General features: G+C 47.5%; 19 protein-coding genes and 10 tRNA genes. 4 read left to right on the forward strand and 25 right to left on the reverse strand.

The window, feature by feature from the left end; translation table 11 throughout:
- Nucleotides 1–115 precede the first annotated feature (115 nt).
- The 19 genes from B3S86_RS12685 to acpS form a co-directional block, all read right to left on the reverse strand.
- Nucleotides 116–192 (reverse strand) — tRNA-Ile (locus B3S86_RS12685).
- Between the two features lie 18 nt (nucleotides 193–210).
- Nucleotides 211–287 (reverse strand) — tRNA-Arg (locus B3S86_RS12690).
- Between the two features lie 4 nt (nucleotides 288–291).
- Nucleotides 292–378 (reverse strand) — tRNA-Leu (locus B3S86_RS12695).
- A 17-nt stretch (nucleotides 379–395) separates the two neighbouring features.
- A tRNA-Lys gene (locus B3S86_RS12700) sits at nucleotides 396–471 on the reverse strand.
- A 7-nt stretch (nucleotides 472–478) separates the two neighbouring features.
- Nucleotides 479–550: transfer RNA gene (locus B3S86_RS12705), tRNA-Gln, on the reverse strand.
- Between the two features lie 4 nt (nucleotides 551–554).
- Nucleotides 555–630, reverse strand: a tRNA-Asp gene (locus B3S86_RS12710).
- A gap of 36 nt (nucleotides 631–666) precedes the next feature.
- A tRNA-Val gene (locus B3S86_RS12715) sits at nucleotides 667–742 on the reverse strand.
- 3 nt (nucleotides 743–745) lie between these two features.
- Nucleotides 746–820 (reverse strand) — tRNA-Glu (locus B3S86_RS12720).
- 49 nt (nucleotides 821–869) lie between these two features.
- Nucleotides 870–961: transfer RNA gene (locus tag B3S86_RS12725), tRNA-Ser, on the reverse strand.
- Nucleotides 962–968: 7 nt separating this feature from the next.
- Nucleotides 969–1043: transfer RNA gene (locus B3S86_RS12730), tRNA-Asn, on the reverse strand.
- Nucleotides 1044–1192: 149 nt separating this feature from the next.
- Complete coding sequence (locus tag B3S86_RS12735) at nucleotides 1193–1633, reverse strand: SprT family protein (protein WP_290753372.1); 441 nt, start codon at nucleotides 1631–1633, stop codon at nucleotides 1193–1195.
- Nucleotides 1630–3750: a Tex family protein gene (locus tag B3S86_RS12740; RefSeq protein ID WP_290753374.1), complete on the reverse strand. Its 2121-nt coding sequence runs from the start codon at nucleotides 3748–3750 to the stop codon at nucleotides 1630–1632. The genes B3S86_RS12735 and B3S86_RS12740 overlap by 4 nt, the downstream gene beginning before the upstream one ends.
- A 63-nt stretch (nucleotides 3751–3813) precedes the next feature.
- The gene (gene sigB / locus B3S86_RS12745) at nucleotides 3814–4611 is read right to left on the reverse strand and encodes an RNA polymerase sigma factor SigB (protein WP_023469620.1); all 798 of its coding nucleotides are present in this window, start codon (nucleotides 4609–4611) and stop codon (nucleotides 3814–3816) included.
- Nucleotides 4577–5059: an anti-sigma B factor RsbW gene (rsbW, locus tag B3S86_RS12750; RefSeq protein WP_035412210.1), complete on the reverse strand. Its 483-nt coding sequence runs from the start codon at nucleotides 5057–5059 to the stop codon at nucleotides 4577–4579. The genes sigB and rsbW overlap by 35 nt, the downstream gene beginning before the upstream one ends.
- A complete protein-coding gene (locus B3S86_RS12755) occupies nucleotides 5056–5382 on the reverse strand; it encodes an STAS domain-containing protein (RefSeq protein ID WP_029342841.1) in 327 nt (108 codons plus the stop codon). Before B3S86_RS12755 ends, rsbW begins: the two co-directional genes overlap by 4 nt.
- Nucleotides 5383–5575: 193 nt before the next feature.
- Nucleotides 5576–5926 (reverse strand): type II toxin-antitoxin system PemK/MazF family toxin, encoded by a 351-nt coding sequence (locus B3S86_RS12760; protein WP_023469623.1) that lies wholly within the window; start codon nucleotides 5924–5926, stop codon nucleotides 5576–5578.
- A gap of 3 nt (nucleotides 5927–5929) precedes the next feature.
- Nucleotides 5930–6154, reverse strand: a complete 225-nt coding sequence (locus B3S86_RS12765) for a hypothetical protein (protein WP_023469624.1) — start codon at nucleotides 6152–6154, stop codon at nucleotides 5930–5932.
- A 139-nt stretch (nucleotides 6155–6293) separates the two neighbouring features.
- Entirely contained in the window at nucleotides 6294–7367 is a 1074-nt protein-coding gene (gene alr, locus B3S86_RS12770) for an alanine racemase (RefSeq protein ID WP_290753381.1), read from the reverse strand.
- 1 nt (nucleotide 7368) lies between these two features.
- Entirely contained in the window at nucleotides 7369–7725 is a 357-nt protein-coding gene (gene acpS / locus B3S86_RS12775; protein WP_056059916.1) for a holo-ACP synthase, read from the reverse strand.
- Between the two features lie 68 nt (nucleotides 7726–7793).
- On the opposite strand from acpS, the gene B3S86_RS12780 reads away from it, so the two are divergent.
- On the forward strand, nucleotides 7794–8534 hold the full coding sequence (locus B3S86_RS12780) for a rhomboid family intramembrane serine protease (protein WP_290753384.1): 741 nt from the start codon (nucleotides 7794–7796) through the stop codon (nucleotides 8532–8534).
- Between the two features lie 50 nt (nucleotides 8535–8584).
- On the opposite strand, the gene B3S86_RS12785 is transcribed toward B3S86_RS12780, so the two are convergent.
- The 3 genes from B3S86_RS12785 to B3S86_RS12795 are packed head-to-tail and all read right to left on the reverse strand — an operon-like array spanning nucleotide 8585 to nucleotide 9633.
- The gene (locus B3S86_RS12785) at nucleotides 8585–8848 is read right to left on the reverse strand and encodes a hypothetical protein (protein WP_035412200.1); all 264 of its coding nucleotides are present in this window, start codon (nucleotides 8846–8848) and stop codon (nucleotides 8585–8587) included.
- 19 nt (nucleotides 8849–8867) lie between these two features.
- Complete coding sequence (locus B3S86_RS12790; protein ID WP_035412198.1) at nucleotides 8868–9368, reverse strand: hypothetical protein; 501 nt, start codon at nucleotides 9366–9368, stop codon at nucleotides 8868–8870.
- Entirely contained in the window at nucleotides 9358–9633 is a 276-nt protein-coding gene (locus B3S86_RS12795) for a 4a-hydroxytetrahydrobiopterin dehydratase (protein ID WP_035412195.1), read from the reverse strand. The genes B3S86_RS12790 and B3S86_RS12795 overlap by 11 nt, the downstream gene beginning before the upstream one ends.
- 162 nt (nucleotides 9634–9795) lie before the next feature.
- Here B3S86_RS12795 and B3S86_RS12800 point away from each other — a divergent pair, with 162 nt between their 5' ends.
- Both B3S86_RS12800 and B3S86_RS12805 read left to right on the forward strand, forming a co-directional pair.
- Nucleotides 9796–10329 carry a cysteine hydrolase family protein gene (locus B3S86_RS12800; protein ID WP_056059910.1) on the forward strand — a complete coding sequence of 178 codons (534 nt, stop codon included), beginning with the start codon at nucleotides 9796–9798 and terminating at the stop codon, nucleotides 10327–10329.
- 17 nt (nucleotides 10330–10346) lie between these two features.
- Nucleotides 10347–11798, forward strand: coding sequence for a nicotinate phosphoribosyltransferase (locus B3S86_RS12805; protein ID WP_035412190.1), 1452 nt, complete (start codon nucleotides 10347–10349; stop codon nucleotides 11796–11798).
- A 51-nt stretch (nucleotides 11799–11849) separates the two neighbouring features.
- Here the strand turns inward: B3S86_RS12805 and B3S86_RS12810 are convergent, their stop codons facing one another.
- The gene (locus B3S86_RS12810) at nucleotides 11850–12176 is read right to left on the reverse strand and encodes a hypothetical protein (protein WP_029342848.1); all 327 of its coding nucleotides are present in this window, start codon (nucleotides 12174–12176) and stop codon (nucleotides 11850–11852) included.
- A 141-nt stretch (nucleotides 12177–12317) separates the two neighbouring features.
- On the opposite strand from B3S86_RS12810, the gene B3S86_RS12815 reads away from it, so the two are divergent.
- The gene (locus B3S86_RS12815; protein WP_035412187.1) at nucleotides 12318–12809 is read left to right on the forward strand and encodes a YwpF family protein; all 492 of its coding nucleotides are present in this window, start codon (nucleotides 12318–12320) and stop codon (nucleotides 12807–12809) included.
- Here B3S86_RS12815 and B3S86_RS12820 read toward each other — a convergent pair.
- Nucleotides 12806–13396, reverse strand: a complete 591-nt coding sequence (locus B3S86_RS12820; protein WP_035412184.1) for a histidine phosphatase family protein — start codon at nucleotides 13394–13396, stop codon at nucleotides 12806–12808. The genes B3S86_RS12815 and B3S86_RS12820 overlap by 4 nt on opposite strands.
- A 17-nt stretch (nucleotides 13397–13413) precedes the next feature.
- Entirely contained in the window at nucleotides 13414–14403 is a 990-nt protein-coding gene (locus tag B3S86_RS12825; protein WP_290753398.1) for an alpha/beta hydrolase, read from the reverse strand.
- Nucleotides 14404–14427: the final 24 nt, after the last annotated feature.

Genomic DNA, 14427 nt, shown 5'->3' on the forward strand with positions numbered 1-14427 from the left:
TGTGACCGAAGTCACGATTGACGAAGCTTGCGCTTCATTCGTTTTTGTATTCCGTAGAATACGATTTTTGCCTCATCGTTCAGTTTTCAAAGTTCGTCATTGTTTGTTTTGAAAATGGTGGGCCTAAGTGGACTCGAACCACCGACCTCACGCTTATCAGGCGTGCGCTCTAACCAGCTGAGCTATAGGCCCGTCAAAGCAAACAAAATATGGTGCACCCTGAGAGATTCGAACTCCCGACCCCTTGATTCGTAGTCAAGTACTCTATCCAGCTGAGCTAAGGGTGCGATATGGTGCGGTCGAGAGGACTTGAACCTCCACGATGTTGCCACCACTAGGCCCTCAACCTAGCGCGTCTACCGATTCCGCCACGACCGCAAATATGAAATTAAAAATGGTGTGTCATGCAGGATTCGAACCTGCGACCCTCTGATTAAAAGTCAGATGCTCTACCAACTGAGCTAATGACACATATAAACTGGGCTGGAAGGGATCGAACCTTCGCGTGCTGGAATCAAAATCCAGTGCCTTACCACTTGGCTACAGCCCAAAAATGGCGGTCCTGACGGGATTCGAACCCGCGATCTCCTGCGTGACAGGCAGGCATGTTAACCGCTACACCACAGGACCGCAACTTGAAGTTGTAAACAACTCTTTAAAAAGAAATGGTGGAGGATGACGGGATCGAACCGCCGACCCCCTGCTTGTAAGGCAGGTGCTCTCCCAGCTGAGCTAATCCTCCATATGGTGACCCGTACGGGATTCGAACCCGTGTTACCGCCGTGAAAGGGCGGTGTCTTAACCGCTTGACCAACGGGCCATTTTGTAATTAATAATTATTCTCAAGAAACATTTTCACATAAGAGGTCTGGCGGAGATGGAGGGATTCGAACCCTCGCACCAGTTTCCCGGCCTACACCCTTAGCAGGGGCGCCCCTTATAGCCACTTGGGTACATCTCCAAAAGAATGGCTCCGCAAGTAGGATTTGAACCTACGACCTACCGGTTAACAGCCGGTTGCTCTACCACTGAGCTATTGCGGAACGTTACGTTCTATTCGGAACACTTTTATATAGTAGCAACTTTTTTTCTTTCCGTCAATGCTTTTTTAAAAAAGTTTTTAGCGACGATAAGTTGTTTAGTTGCTGTCGTTTTGACGACTTCTATAATTTATCATGCTCCGAAATGAACGTCAACTACTTTTGTAAAAAATCTTTCCGCGACAACGACCACATCGATACTTTTCCGTATTCATGCGTCTTTTCCTTCTATATAATGTACTGCATTTCTCACATTCATAAAGATAGGATTTTTTTTCGTCTTCTTGTCTTCTCGGACTGTATCGAAGCCCACCGTAGCGCTCTAACCATTCTTTAAAGTCTTGATCTTGATGGCGGTGTCCCATTCCTGCTAGATGTAAATGATAGTGACACAGTTCATGAATCACAATTCCGCGGAAGACTTTCATGTCATCGATGTATCGTTTATTGAAGTCTAAGTGATGATCGCCTAAGAAGTAGCGACCACCTGTCGTCTTTAGGCGTGGGTTAAAATAAGCTTCATGTCGAAACGATAAGGAAAATACGTCGAGCGAAAGTTGCTCGACGTATCGTTGTAATTGTTCATTCGTCATTTCGGCGGAACCAGCGTCAAACCAATGCGTCCTCGCTCCGGTTCAACATTCGTCACCCATACCGTCACGATATCCCCGACAGCGACAACATCAAGTGGATGTTTGACACGCTTACGACTGAGCTTCGAAATATGGATCAATCCATTCTCTTTCACCCCGATATCAACGAACGCACCAAAATCAAGAACATTACGGATCGTCCCTTGGAATTCCATCCCGACTTGAATCATATCCATCGATAGAACATCTTGGCGAAGTAACGGTTTATCGAGTGCTTCTCGCGGGTCACGTCCCGGACGTTGTAACGCCTCGATGATGTCACGTAACGTTGGCTCTCCGATCTCGAGCGTCTGTGCCATCTCCGGTAATGCCAATGTGGACAATTGTTCCCGGAGTGCATCCGTTCCGACTTGATCGAGCGTTAAACCTAGTGTCTTGAATAACCTTTCGACTGTTTTGTACTGTTCCGGATGGATTGGCGTCCGGTCGAGCGGATGCGTTCCATCTAAGATCCGGAGGAATCCAGCTGCCTGTTCATAAGCTTTTGCACCAAGACGAGGGACTTTCAATAATTCCTGACGCGTCTTGAACGTTCCAAGTTCCGAGCGACGTTCGACGATTTTTTTCGCCGTCGCTTTCGTGATTCCTGCGACGTAACTCAAAAGCGGTTCTGACGCTGTATTGACATCAACTCCGACCTGGTTGACGACCGTTTCGACGACAAAATCAAGCGTCTCCTTCAATTTCGTTTGCGAGACATCATGTTGATATTGACCGACACCAACCGATTGCGGATCGACTTTGACGAGTTCTGCCAGTGGATCCTGCAAGCGACGTGCGATCGAAATTGCGGATCGTTGTTCGACTTGAAGCTCCGGAAACTCCGTTCGGGCAATCTCTGAAGCGGAATAAATACTTGCCCCTGCCTCGTCGACGATCGTAAAGGCAATATCTTTCTGCCCCTTCATCCAATCCGCAACGAATGCTTCTGTTTCCCGCGAAGCCGTCCCATTGCCAATCGCAATCAATTCAATACCATACGTGTCGACGAGCTTTGAAAGGGTTTGGCGCGCTTCTTTCGCTTTTTGCTCTGACATCGTCACGTAGATGACACCGACTTCCTTCATCTCACCCGTCGGATCGATGACCGCCCACTTACACCCCGTCCGATAAGCCGGATCAAGACCAAGCATGACTTTCCCTTTCATCGGTGGCTGCATGTAGAGTTGACGGAGGTTCTTACCGAAGACATCAATCGCCTGAAGTTCTGCTTTCTCAGTCAGTTCGTTCCGAATTTCTCGTTCGATAGCAGGAAAAACGGATTTTTTATACCCCGTTGTGATTGCCGCTTCGACGATGTCACGTTTCTTTGGCGCCAGTTGTGCATATGAACGAAGTAACGTTGGTAAAACCTGCTGTTCCTCTAATACGACCTTCACCGAGACGATTTTCAACGACTCAGCACGGTTGATCGCAAGAATCCGGTGCGGAACAATCTGTTGAATCCGTTCGTTGTAAGCATAGTACTGTGCAAAGACACCTTTTTCATCGACTGCGTCCTTTTTCTGTTTCGTGACGATTTCTGCTGAACGACGTATTTGCTTGCGTATGAACTCACGCACCGTCGCTTGTTCGCCCCACTCCTCAGCGATGATTGATTGAGCTCCGGCAAGTGCTTCTTCTGAATCGAGTGTACCGCTCAAACGCTGAAATGTCGCTTCATCATAGGCAGACTTGTCGCGTAACCAGTCAGCAAGTGGCGCAAGCCCTGCTTCCCGTGCAATTTCCGCCTTCGTCCGACGTTTTGGTCGAAACGGTAAGTAAATATCTTCGACTTGTTGTAAGGTCGTCGCTTCTTCAAGCGTTCGACGGAGTTCCGGCGTTAGTACACCTTGTTCCTCGATTTTTTCAAGGACGTCACTTCGTCTACTTTCAAGTTGTGTTAATTGTTTATGTCGATCGAGGATCGCTTTAATCGCGACCTCATCGAGTTCTCCAGTCTGTTCTTTCCGGTAGCGGGCGATGAACGGAATCGTACCGCCTTCTTCCGTCAATTGTAAGACTGCCTTCACTTGAGCAGGACGTACATTCAATTCACTTGCGATTCTCTTTTCCATCTGCTTCACCTCTCATTCATTATACCGAAGAATGCATGGAAAAGAAAAAAGACTGACACGAGGTCAGTCTTTTGAGAATACTTCATTTGGTTCAACTTTAATCGCTTCACGTAACTTCTGCAAAGCACGTCGTTGGAGACGGGACACATGCATTTGTGAAATGCCGAGTAGTTCTCCCGTTTCTTTTTGACTCATATTGCGATAATAGGCACATTCGAGGATAGAACGCTCGCGGTCCGTCAAGACAGCAAATGCCTTTTCAAGAATCAGACGCTGATCGACAGAGTCATAGCCATTCTCTTGATTACCAACGAGGTCGAGCAAGGTAACGGTACTACCTTCCTGATCTGCCTCAATCGAGCTATCGACGGAGAGAGCTTGATAACTCTTACCCATCTCGAGTGTTTCAAGGACTTCCTCTTCTGATACTTCAAGGCGAGCAGCAATCTCATCGATGCGCGGAGAGCGTTGTAGCTCCGTCGTCAATTCCTCGACTGCCTTCTTAATTTTCGGACCGAGTTCCTTAATGCGACGTGGAACGTGGACGCTCCATGTCTTATCGCGGATGAAACGTTTGATTTCTCCGATGATCGTCGGAACAGCAAACGATTCAAAACTGCGACCAAACTCCTTATCGAATCGACGAAGCGCCGCGAGTAACCCAATCATACCGACCTGAACGAGATCATCATGAATCGGTCGACCACGCGAAAACTTTCGGGCCAAAGCTTCTACCAAGTCTGAATAACGCTCGAGTAATGCCGCATGCACTTCCTCATCTTGGTCGTCCTGCTGATACAAATCAATCAGTCGAAGTACTTCATCATCACTGTGATGGCGTTGTTGAGACTTTGCTGGCACTTTGACCCACCTCATCTCTATTCATATATTTTGTCATATGGACAGTGACGCCGTTCGCTTTCTCGATCGTTACTTGATCCATCAATGCTTCGATCATCAAGATACCAAGTCCTCCTTCATGCAAGGAATCGAGATCGTGTGCGTCCGTAATCGGCTCACTTTGGCGTTTAACCTCATCTTTATCGAACGTAATGCCGTTATCTTTAACGATGATCTCAAGACGATCATCTGGATAGACGTTGCATGTCAAGGCGATGCTACCATCTTCTTTTCCTTCGTACGCATGTTGAACAGCGTTCGCACATGCTTCTGAGACAGCGATTTTGATATCTTCGATGTCATCGTACGTATACCCCATTCGGTTCGCGACGCCTGAAACCGTCAAACGAGCGATGGCTACATATTCCGGTTTGGCCGGTAATGTCATGTTCAGTTGTTCGTTCTTCATTGCGTTCCACCTCGTACACCACTATCAATTGTAATGATGCTTGAAAGACCTGTGATCTCGAATAGACGACGGATACGTTCAGAGACGCCAACGAGCGTGAACGATGTTCCGTTCTTTTTCGCTGCTTTGAGGGCACCGACGAACACACCGAGACCGGTTGAATCCATATAATGAACTTCATCCAAGTGCACGATGACATCATTCGTTTCGACTGCCGGGACTAATTCTTGGCGAAGCTTTGGTGCCGTATACGTATCAATCTCACCTGCGATATAAAGATGCGTCTGACCGTCTAGCTGCTCTGTTTTAATTGTTAAATCCATCTTCAAGTTCCTCCTCAAGGAAAATCTGTCTATGTGGTCTTGCTATTCATCCTACCTCTTCCCTTTATAAAAAGGTCACTTGGGTATGTTTCCCCGTAAAGAAAACTTTGAAACCCATTTTTAAAAAAAGAGGTCAAAAAAAGTCGTATACGCTAGTATCGACTCTTCTTGTGTTGCGCTTCTATGTAAGTGCCTAAAAATCAACCAAGCCTAAGCTGATTGCGACGGCACTATTTACTTTCATCATCGTGTCCGGATCTAGATGTGTGACTTTATCCGTTAGACGGCGTTTATCAATTGTACGGATTTGCTCAAGTAAGATGACCGAATCACGTTCTAATCCGTGTCGCTCTCGATATACTTCCACATGGGTCGGTAGTTTGGCTTTGTCGATCTGTGCCGTGATCGCAGCCACGATGACTGTCGGGCTGAATCGGTTACCAATATCATTTTGTAGAACAAGCACGGGACGAACTCCCCCTTGTTCCGATCCGACCACAGGTGACAAATTTGCATAAAACACGTCGCCACGTTTGACTATCAAAGCTTACACCCCGCTTACTTGACGTAGGAGTGAGAACTCCGCCTCCGTTTCAATCTGGAACATTTCGCCTACGATCGATAAATTGATTGCTGCCATTTCTTCGTAACCACGCTTCAATTCCTCACGTAGCTGACGCTTGCGTTCTTCGGTCGTATGATTCGACTTCATCCCAATCGTCTCCTTCGCTACATTTCGCTCAACAAACTGCATTTCCCGTTGTTGGACCAAGATAATGGCACCTCCAGATTCACTGAAACCTTAACGAACGACTCACTTTCTACTTCAATATATCAGTCGAATTCAGAAAATACAATCAAAATTCAAACAAATAACATATTTTTGCCATCTTATTGATGTCTTATGCGAATCACTGACGCGGAACACGTTTCGAGAATTGACAGAGAACTTCATAGTTGATCGTCCCGAGCCAATGGGCCGCTTCCTCGATTGGTGCCCCTTCTCCAATCAAGATGACTTCCGTTCCAATCGGATATTCTCGCGGTAAACGAATCATCAAGCGATCCATACAGACACGACCGACGATTTCGCACGGTAGACCGTCTACAATCAGAGAATAGCCCTGAAACTTGCGTGACCAACCATCTGCATAACCAATCGGAACGGTACCGATCCATTCATCTGTCGGTGCCGTATAAGTCGCTCCGTAACTGATCGTCTGACCCGGTTCGACTTGTTTGACCTGCATCAGACGACTTTTCAGTGAAAACGCTGGTTTTAAAAATTCATAATGTCCTGCCATCTCATCCGACGGCATCGCCCCATATAACGCGATACCGACCCGAACGACGTTAAACGGCGCTTGTCCCGCTAAGCGAATCGCTGCCGCTGAATTAGCACAATGTACGTATCGAATGTCCGGTACTAGCGCGACATAGGATAAAAATGTCTCGAGCTGACGTTCGAACAATCGACTGTTCAGCTCGTCAGCGGTTGCGAAATGCGTATAGATGCCTTCGAGTTCGACAAGATCATCATTACACTCAACCAAAATATGCTTCAACTCATCGACATGCTGCAGTCCGAGTCGCCCCATCCCGGTATCGACCTTGATATGCAAACGGAGATGATCGATTTCCGTCAGATGCCGTTTCGCTTCTTGGAGCCAACCGGCTGAAAAGACAGGAACGGCGACATCGTAATTCGAAGCGACTGGCGCATGCTCCGGCAGTAAAGCTTCAAGCATCAGGATCGGCGCTTGGATACCCGCTTCTCGCAACTCAATCGCTTCTTCAAGGAGCGCAACAGCGAGTAAGTCAGCTCCATTTTCAAGGGCAATCTCAGCGACTGTCACTGCACCGTGACCATAGCCGTCTGCCTTGACGACTGCCATCACCTGTTGCTCGCCCATTCGTGTTTTAATTTCGCGTATATTGTGTGCGATCGCTTCCCGATCGATTTCAATCCAAGTTGGTCGATACATCCTAATCCCTCTTCTCTAATAAGACTTGCGCAGACGCGTAGTGCTCTGAATGTGTAATCGAGACATGGATGACGCCATTGAATGGTCCGCTCATGATCGGTCGTCCGGTCTCATCGTTTAAAACTTCGACGTCCTGCCAGGAAACCTCTTTTCCGACACCGGTTCCAAATGCTTTAACGAACGCTTCCTTTGCGGCGAAGCGACCTGCCAGGTACTCAATTTGCCGGTGTCCTGAAAGCGATTGAAATCGTTCTTGCTCTGCCTGCGTCAAAATTCTTCCTGCAAAACGTGGCTGTCGCTCGAGCGTTTGCTCGATTCGATTTAGTTCGACTAAATCGATCCCAATTCCATAAATCATCCGAGACGCCTCCACAGTTCTATTCTTCGCCATCTTCATATAGAATGAAGATGAAGCGAGGTGTTGTCATGTTTAGTCGAACGGAAAACCTACAAACGTTCACACGTTCTTATCCGGTCGTTTCGTTGTTCATTTTAATCCAAGTCGCCCTGTTTGTCATCGAACAGTTAGGTGGACTCCTTAATCTGACGTTCTCTCCCTTAAGTGCAGGCGCAGCAATCAATCTCTTAATCGGACAAGGTGAATGGTGGCGTGTCGTCACGGCCACGTTCTTGCATTATGATTTTTGGCACATTGCGTTCAATACGTTTGCCCTTGTCATCTTTGCTCCACCACTCGAGCGGATGATCGGGCATACTCGATTTGCTGCCTTTTATTTGCTCGTCGGTACGCTTGCGAACGTTTTGACGTACTTCACGAAAATCAATGAACCGTTCTATGGACAAGCTGGAGCATCCGGTGCCATTCTTGGTCTGCTTGGTTTTTATGTCTACTTGAGTCGCTTCAAACGGACGGTCATCATGGCAGACGATACACGGCTTGTGTATATCTTCACTGCAGTCACGGCAGTCTTTACGTTACTTGGATCGAACGTCGCTGTCTTCGGTCACTTGTACGGTTTCGTCCTCGGATTCCTTTTCGGATTCGTCTTCGGCAACCGCGCCGTGCCATTCACACGTCCGTTCCAAACGGGTCGTCGGACAAGTGGTGGTCCTGTCTTCGTAAGCGGTTCTGGGCAGTTGGGTCGTATCTTCTTCTATGTCATCATCGCCTTTGCTGTACTCGGATTATTCTTCCGTTACCTGTAAACCAGCATACAAAAAAAGGACTACGCTACATGCGTAAGTCCTTTTTTTGATTATTTGCGTAGAACTTCTGCCAAGTCCTTCACATCATCAATCAAGTTATGGATCGTCTCCTGATTATCCGTATAAAGTGCTTTTAATTCCTCAAAGCGTCCTTTCGGATCTTGTTTGACAGCAGACAATTGTGTTCCTGCGCCACTGAATGTTCGTTTCACTGCCGTGAACTGCGCTTGACGCGTATCTTTATGCAGTAGTGATAAAGTAGCGCCGACAAGTGCGCCACCAAGTGTTGCTACGACAAAATAGTTCTTCTTCATCTGTTAGTCCCCCTGCATCTCACTCATTTGTTGGTGGTACGATTTGATACCGTTTCATGACGGGAGAAGGCGCGAACGACTTCCCTGCCTCTTCAGCATACTGGTCTACCGTGAGACGTTCAACTGATTTTGCATAACGAGCCCCGTCGCTTGTCTCATGGAACTGAATCAATAAGACGAGATCCGTCCCCTTCTCGACACGTCCAATCCGAAAAGCCTGGAAGCCACCATATTCTGCTCCAATGACTTTTGGATTCGACATCACTTGATGTACGAATAAATCTCCGCTATTTTGATCTGCCGGAATCGACCAGTAGAAGAGACTGCCTTCATCCGAAAAATTTCCACGTGATTCGAGCAACGTGTAGGTATTGCCACTTTGAAAAGGTGATTTCGAGTCCGTCTCTATCCAGAGGATAGCGTCACCGCTTCCGCTAGCAACACGAATGTGAGCGTCCCGAGAACGAATTTGTTCAACAAACGAACCGCTACCGAATGTGATCGAAAGTTTAGATGGCATCACAGGCCTCCGCAAGTTGAAAGTCTTTTTCCGTCAATCCGTTTTCATCATGAGTCGTCGCCGCAAGTGTGACGTTTTTATAGTCAATCACGATCCGTGGATGATGATTCAAGTTTTCGGCGATACTCCCGACTTCCTGTACGAAATCCAGTGCAGCAGGAAACGATGGAAGTGTATACGTTCGGACGATTTCATCATCGACGATACTCCAATCCTGCAATCGTTCAAGACGCTCTTCCACTTCATACTCATTCAACCTAGCCATCCCTTTCTCCTCCTCTACTATCATTTTCGTCCTATACTTTATACCCCATTCTATTACTTCTCTATACCTGTTTGTATCCGATTTCTTCCTTTCGCCTTCTATGTGAGATAGAGTACAATGTGAAAGAGAACACTAATTCAAAACCGAAAGGGGCTCACGCACATGCGCGCTCTGATTGTCATTGATTACACGATCGACTTCGTTGCTGACGAAGGGAAGCTGACTTGTGGAAAACCAGGACAGGCGATTGAAGACCGGATCGCTACATTGATGGAGGAATTTTCAACAGAGGACTACGTCGTCATTGCCAACGATATTCATGAGGAAGGTGATACGTTCCATCCGGAAACTGTCCTTTTCCCGCCGCATAATATTCGCGGAACACATGGACGTGATTTGTTTGGGAAAGTCGCAGCCATGGCACGTGTCGCTGATCACGTCATTGATAAGACGCGTTACAGTGCGTTCGCCGGGACGGACCTTGATTTACGCTTGCGTGAACGTGGTATCCGCGAAGTCCACCTCGTTGGCGTCTGTACGGACATCTGTGTCCTTCATACAGCTGTTGATGCCTACAATCTCGGATATCATATCGTCGTCCATGCCGATGCGGTCGCAAGCTTTAACGCGACGGGTCACGACTGGGCGCTTACACACTTTAAACAATCGATCGGCGCAGAAGTCGTCGGCGAATAAGAAGGGATTTGTCCGTTATGTTACAACGTAATCTTGCACTCCATACCGATCTATACTTACCACGGTGGATGTATATCTACTGGAAAGAAGGACGTCACAATGAACGTGCCGTCTTCGATGTCTACTACCGTTCGAATCCGTTTGCAGGAGGGTATGTCGTCTTTGCGGGTCTTGAGAACATCATCGAGTACATTCAAACACTCCGTTTCACGGAAGAAGACATCACGTACTTGCAAGAGATGATCGGCTTCCCAGATGAATTCAAGGATGAACTGCGTCAATTCAAGTTCAACGGTTCGATTTCCAGTGTCAAAGAAGGTGAGATCGTCTTCCCGAACGAACCATTGATTCGGATCGAGGCACGAATTTTTGAAGCGAAACTCTTACAGACCGCGATTTTGAACATCGCGAACCATGAATCACTCATCGCGACGAAATACGCACGCATTCGTCAATCGGCACCCCGTGCGAAGTTTCTTGAAGCCGGTGCCCGACGTGCGCAAGGCATCGATGCTGCTTACTTCGGAACGCGTGCTTCGTACCTCGCTGGTTTTGACGTCACAAGTCTTGCTTCAGCAGGACGCGATTTCGGAATCCCATGTGGCGGAACGATGGAACATGCCGACATTCAATTCCATGATGATGAACTAACAGCATTCCGGACATTTGCTTCTCACTATCCGGATCAATCGACGTTACTCGTCGATACGTATGACACACTCAAGAGTGGTCTGCCGAATGCCATTACGGTCGCAAAGGAACTCCAAGCCAAAGGACATAAACTGCGCGGAATCCGAATCGATTCTGGTGACTTATCTTATTTGTCGAAACGTGCTCGTAACATGCTTGACGAAGCCGGCTTCCCAGAAGTCGACATCGTCTTGTCAGGGGATCTCGATGAGTACGTCATCCAAGATTTGCGCATCCAAGGCGCCCAAGCGAATACGTTCCTCGTCGGAACACGTGGTATTACAGCTTACGAGCAACCCGCTCTCGGAATGGTCTATAAACTGGTCGCACGTGAAGTAGACGGCGAACTCACGCCTGTCATCAAAGTGTCCTCGTCAAAAGCCAAGACGACGACACCACACATCAAGGAAGTCTATCGCATCATCGATCCGGTGACGGATAAGTTTAAAGGGGATTACGTGACGTTGATGGATGAGGATCCATCGACACTGGAAGCCGTCGATCTCATCGACGTCCGGGACCCATCGTTCCGTAACCGTGTGGAGCAGTTCAAGGTCGAACGCTTGCTTGAACCGATCTTCAAAGATGGAGAGTTAATCTATACAGTTCCAACGATCGAAGAGATCCGTCACTTCCATGAAACGCAGATTGGTCGTCTTTGGGAGGAGTACAAACGTCTCCGTTTGCCAGAGATTTATGCCGTCACATTCAGTGACCGTCTCTGGAAACTCAAACTCGACATGATTCGGGAAACACGACTCGCGAGTGGTTTAAAATAAGACGCACAAACAAGCGCCGTTCTTCCTCCCTCAGGATGAACGGCGCTTTTCTCATGTTAATCCTGCTTCGTTTCCGACAGGTGTCATTTCTGTTGGCGCTTGTTCCATCTTCTTACGAAAGTACCACGCGAAACCAAGCGCACCTCCGATGAAGACGATATACGTTATGCGTTGACCGAATTCTGCTAAGGAATCCGCGTAAAAAATACTGATTAAATGATCACTTCCACTAATGAGTAGCAAACAGGCAATCAGGAGCGCAATGCGATATGCAAGCGTCGGGCGGTCTGTCGGTTCAGCATGCCAATACATGATGATATGGTGGGCAAGTAAGACAATACCCAGGATTCCTAATATTCCAATGAGTACTTGCGGCATAATGAACGATCCTCCTGTTAGTAATATCTAGTCTTATTTAAACATAGTTCACACGAATTTCGTCAGGAAAAGTTTCCCGTCCCACATTCCTCACGGTATACTGTAGAAAAATCGTAAGCGATCAAGGGAGGGCATTTTTTCATGAAAACCTTTAAATTATGCACATTGCGCATTTTAATGGACGAGTCAGGACGTGATACGACGATTCCCGTCGCCATTCAAGACGGACTAACGGTCAGTACCGAACAAACGGCACAATGGGTCGCAGAAATCGTCGTTCCTTCGAGCGATCAGCCGATCGTCGATGAATTGTTCACAAAACATTTACGTGCTTTGATTGAAATCACGATCTCACGACCCGATAATGACCCTGCCGCGATGATCGTCACGCCTCTTGAACGGACTGCCTTAAGCGAACACGTCTCCTATGTCTTCACTGGTAAGATGGTCATGATGAAGAATGATTTATCCGAATCGATCTTACGTGAAGTCGTCGAGGATGGATTCGCTGGTGAGGAACTCGTCCAAGAATACAAGGATCGTCGTTCAAAACGCGGTGCACATATCACGAGTATCGCTAAAGAAACATTTAAACAGTATCTAGCAGAACATCCAGAAACACCGATTTCTTAAGGTTTTTCGACTTCGTCCGTGATGTGATCCGCTACATTGATTCGATCAATCGTATAGTGGTCCGTATATTGGATATAATTCGCACATGCATTTTTCAAAGGTGTCCGGTAACTGAATGTCTCATCAATCGACGATAAGGCTGCTTTGATCGTATGCGAGTGACAGACGATTAAGATTCGTTTCCCCTCATACGTTCGTGTCACTTCCTGTAATGCTTCGAATACGCGATCCTGAATCGCTTGTTCCGTTTCAAGACCCGGAACACGTTTCGTATCGTTCGCTTGAACAGCTTCATAAATCGACGCAACCGGTTCACCGGAAGCAGCACCAAATTCACGCTCAACGAGTCGGTCATCGGTCGCTGTGATCGTCAATCCGACCGCACGTCCGATGATTTCTGCTGTCTCAACAGCGCGAGACAACGGGCTTGCTAGCAAGACATCCCACTTTTCATTGGCTAGATAAGCGGCGCTGAGTTCCGCTTGTCTTTTTCCTGTTGCATTCAACGGGATATCTTCTCTTCCTTGGATTCGTTCATTTAAGTTCCAATCCGTCTGACCATGTCGCACTAAACAAATTTCAGTCATGTCTCTGTCTCCTTCATTCAAGAAATATGACTGATTGTATCATGTTTTTCATCGGGAAGTTGTCGCGGTGGCAATAACAACACCTGACAAGTGAAGCGTTCAATTCGTTCGAGCAGTCGTTCAATTTTCAATGGATTTTCTGTCTGTGCAAAACTAGCAAGTGAGTGGGTACCGTTCGGAAAAGAAAACAAACGGACATCAGCTCCGACATCGGCTCCTTTTTCAACGAAGTGAAGAGCTTGGGAAAACGGAACGATTGGATCTTTTTTGCCATGCAGGAGCATGATCGGTGGGGCGTCTGACGAGAGATGCGTCACAGGTGAAACGTGAGTCATGAGCTTGCGCCATTCTTCCCGTCCACCTTTATAAAACTTAATGTGAGCGATCCAGGTCTGAATGAAAGTAAACAATAAAAAATTCGTCGGTGGATATAAGGCAATGACACCACTGATCAATGGCATGTGTCGTTCATCGCGCTCACCAACGAAAGCAGATGGGGCAAGTGCCGTCGTCAGCATGAGTGCAGCTCCGGCTGAGTCTCCCCATACCATCATCCGTCCTCTTAAAATGCGAAGATCTTCTGCTTCTTTGTTCAAAAAGCATAAGGCATCCCGTACATCTTCGAGATTATCCGGAAAATAACTGCCTTCTTCAAACAGACGATAATCGATACTACAAACAGCAACCCCAAGTTCAAGCAGGCGATCAACGATCGGGCTAAAACAGAACAGATCCTCGCGCTCTCCACGAACGAATGCGCCACCGTGCGCGTAGATCGCGACTGGAAACGGTCCTTCCCCCGGCGGATAATAGAGATCGAGTTGTAAGGTACGGTCTCCCACTTGTTTGTAAGTGAGTGTCCGCGGTGCGAGTTGTTTTTCTGTGATTGGCAAGGCGGGTTCAGTCCACCGAAGTAATGCACCGTAATTGTTCCAGATACTTGCTCCCGCAGCTGCCGTCGTTAGTAGTGCAGCTCCCCCCATTAGCCATGCAGTTTCACGTTTCACTTGATCACCTCCAAAAGACGTATC

It is taken from the genome of Exiguobacterium sp. UBA3968, assembly GCF_002385115.1.
In the GTDB taxonomy this organism is placed as follows: domain Bacteria; phylum Bacillota; class Bacilli; order Exiguobacteriales; family Exiguobacteriaceae; genus Exiguobacterium_A.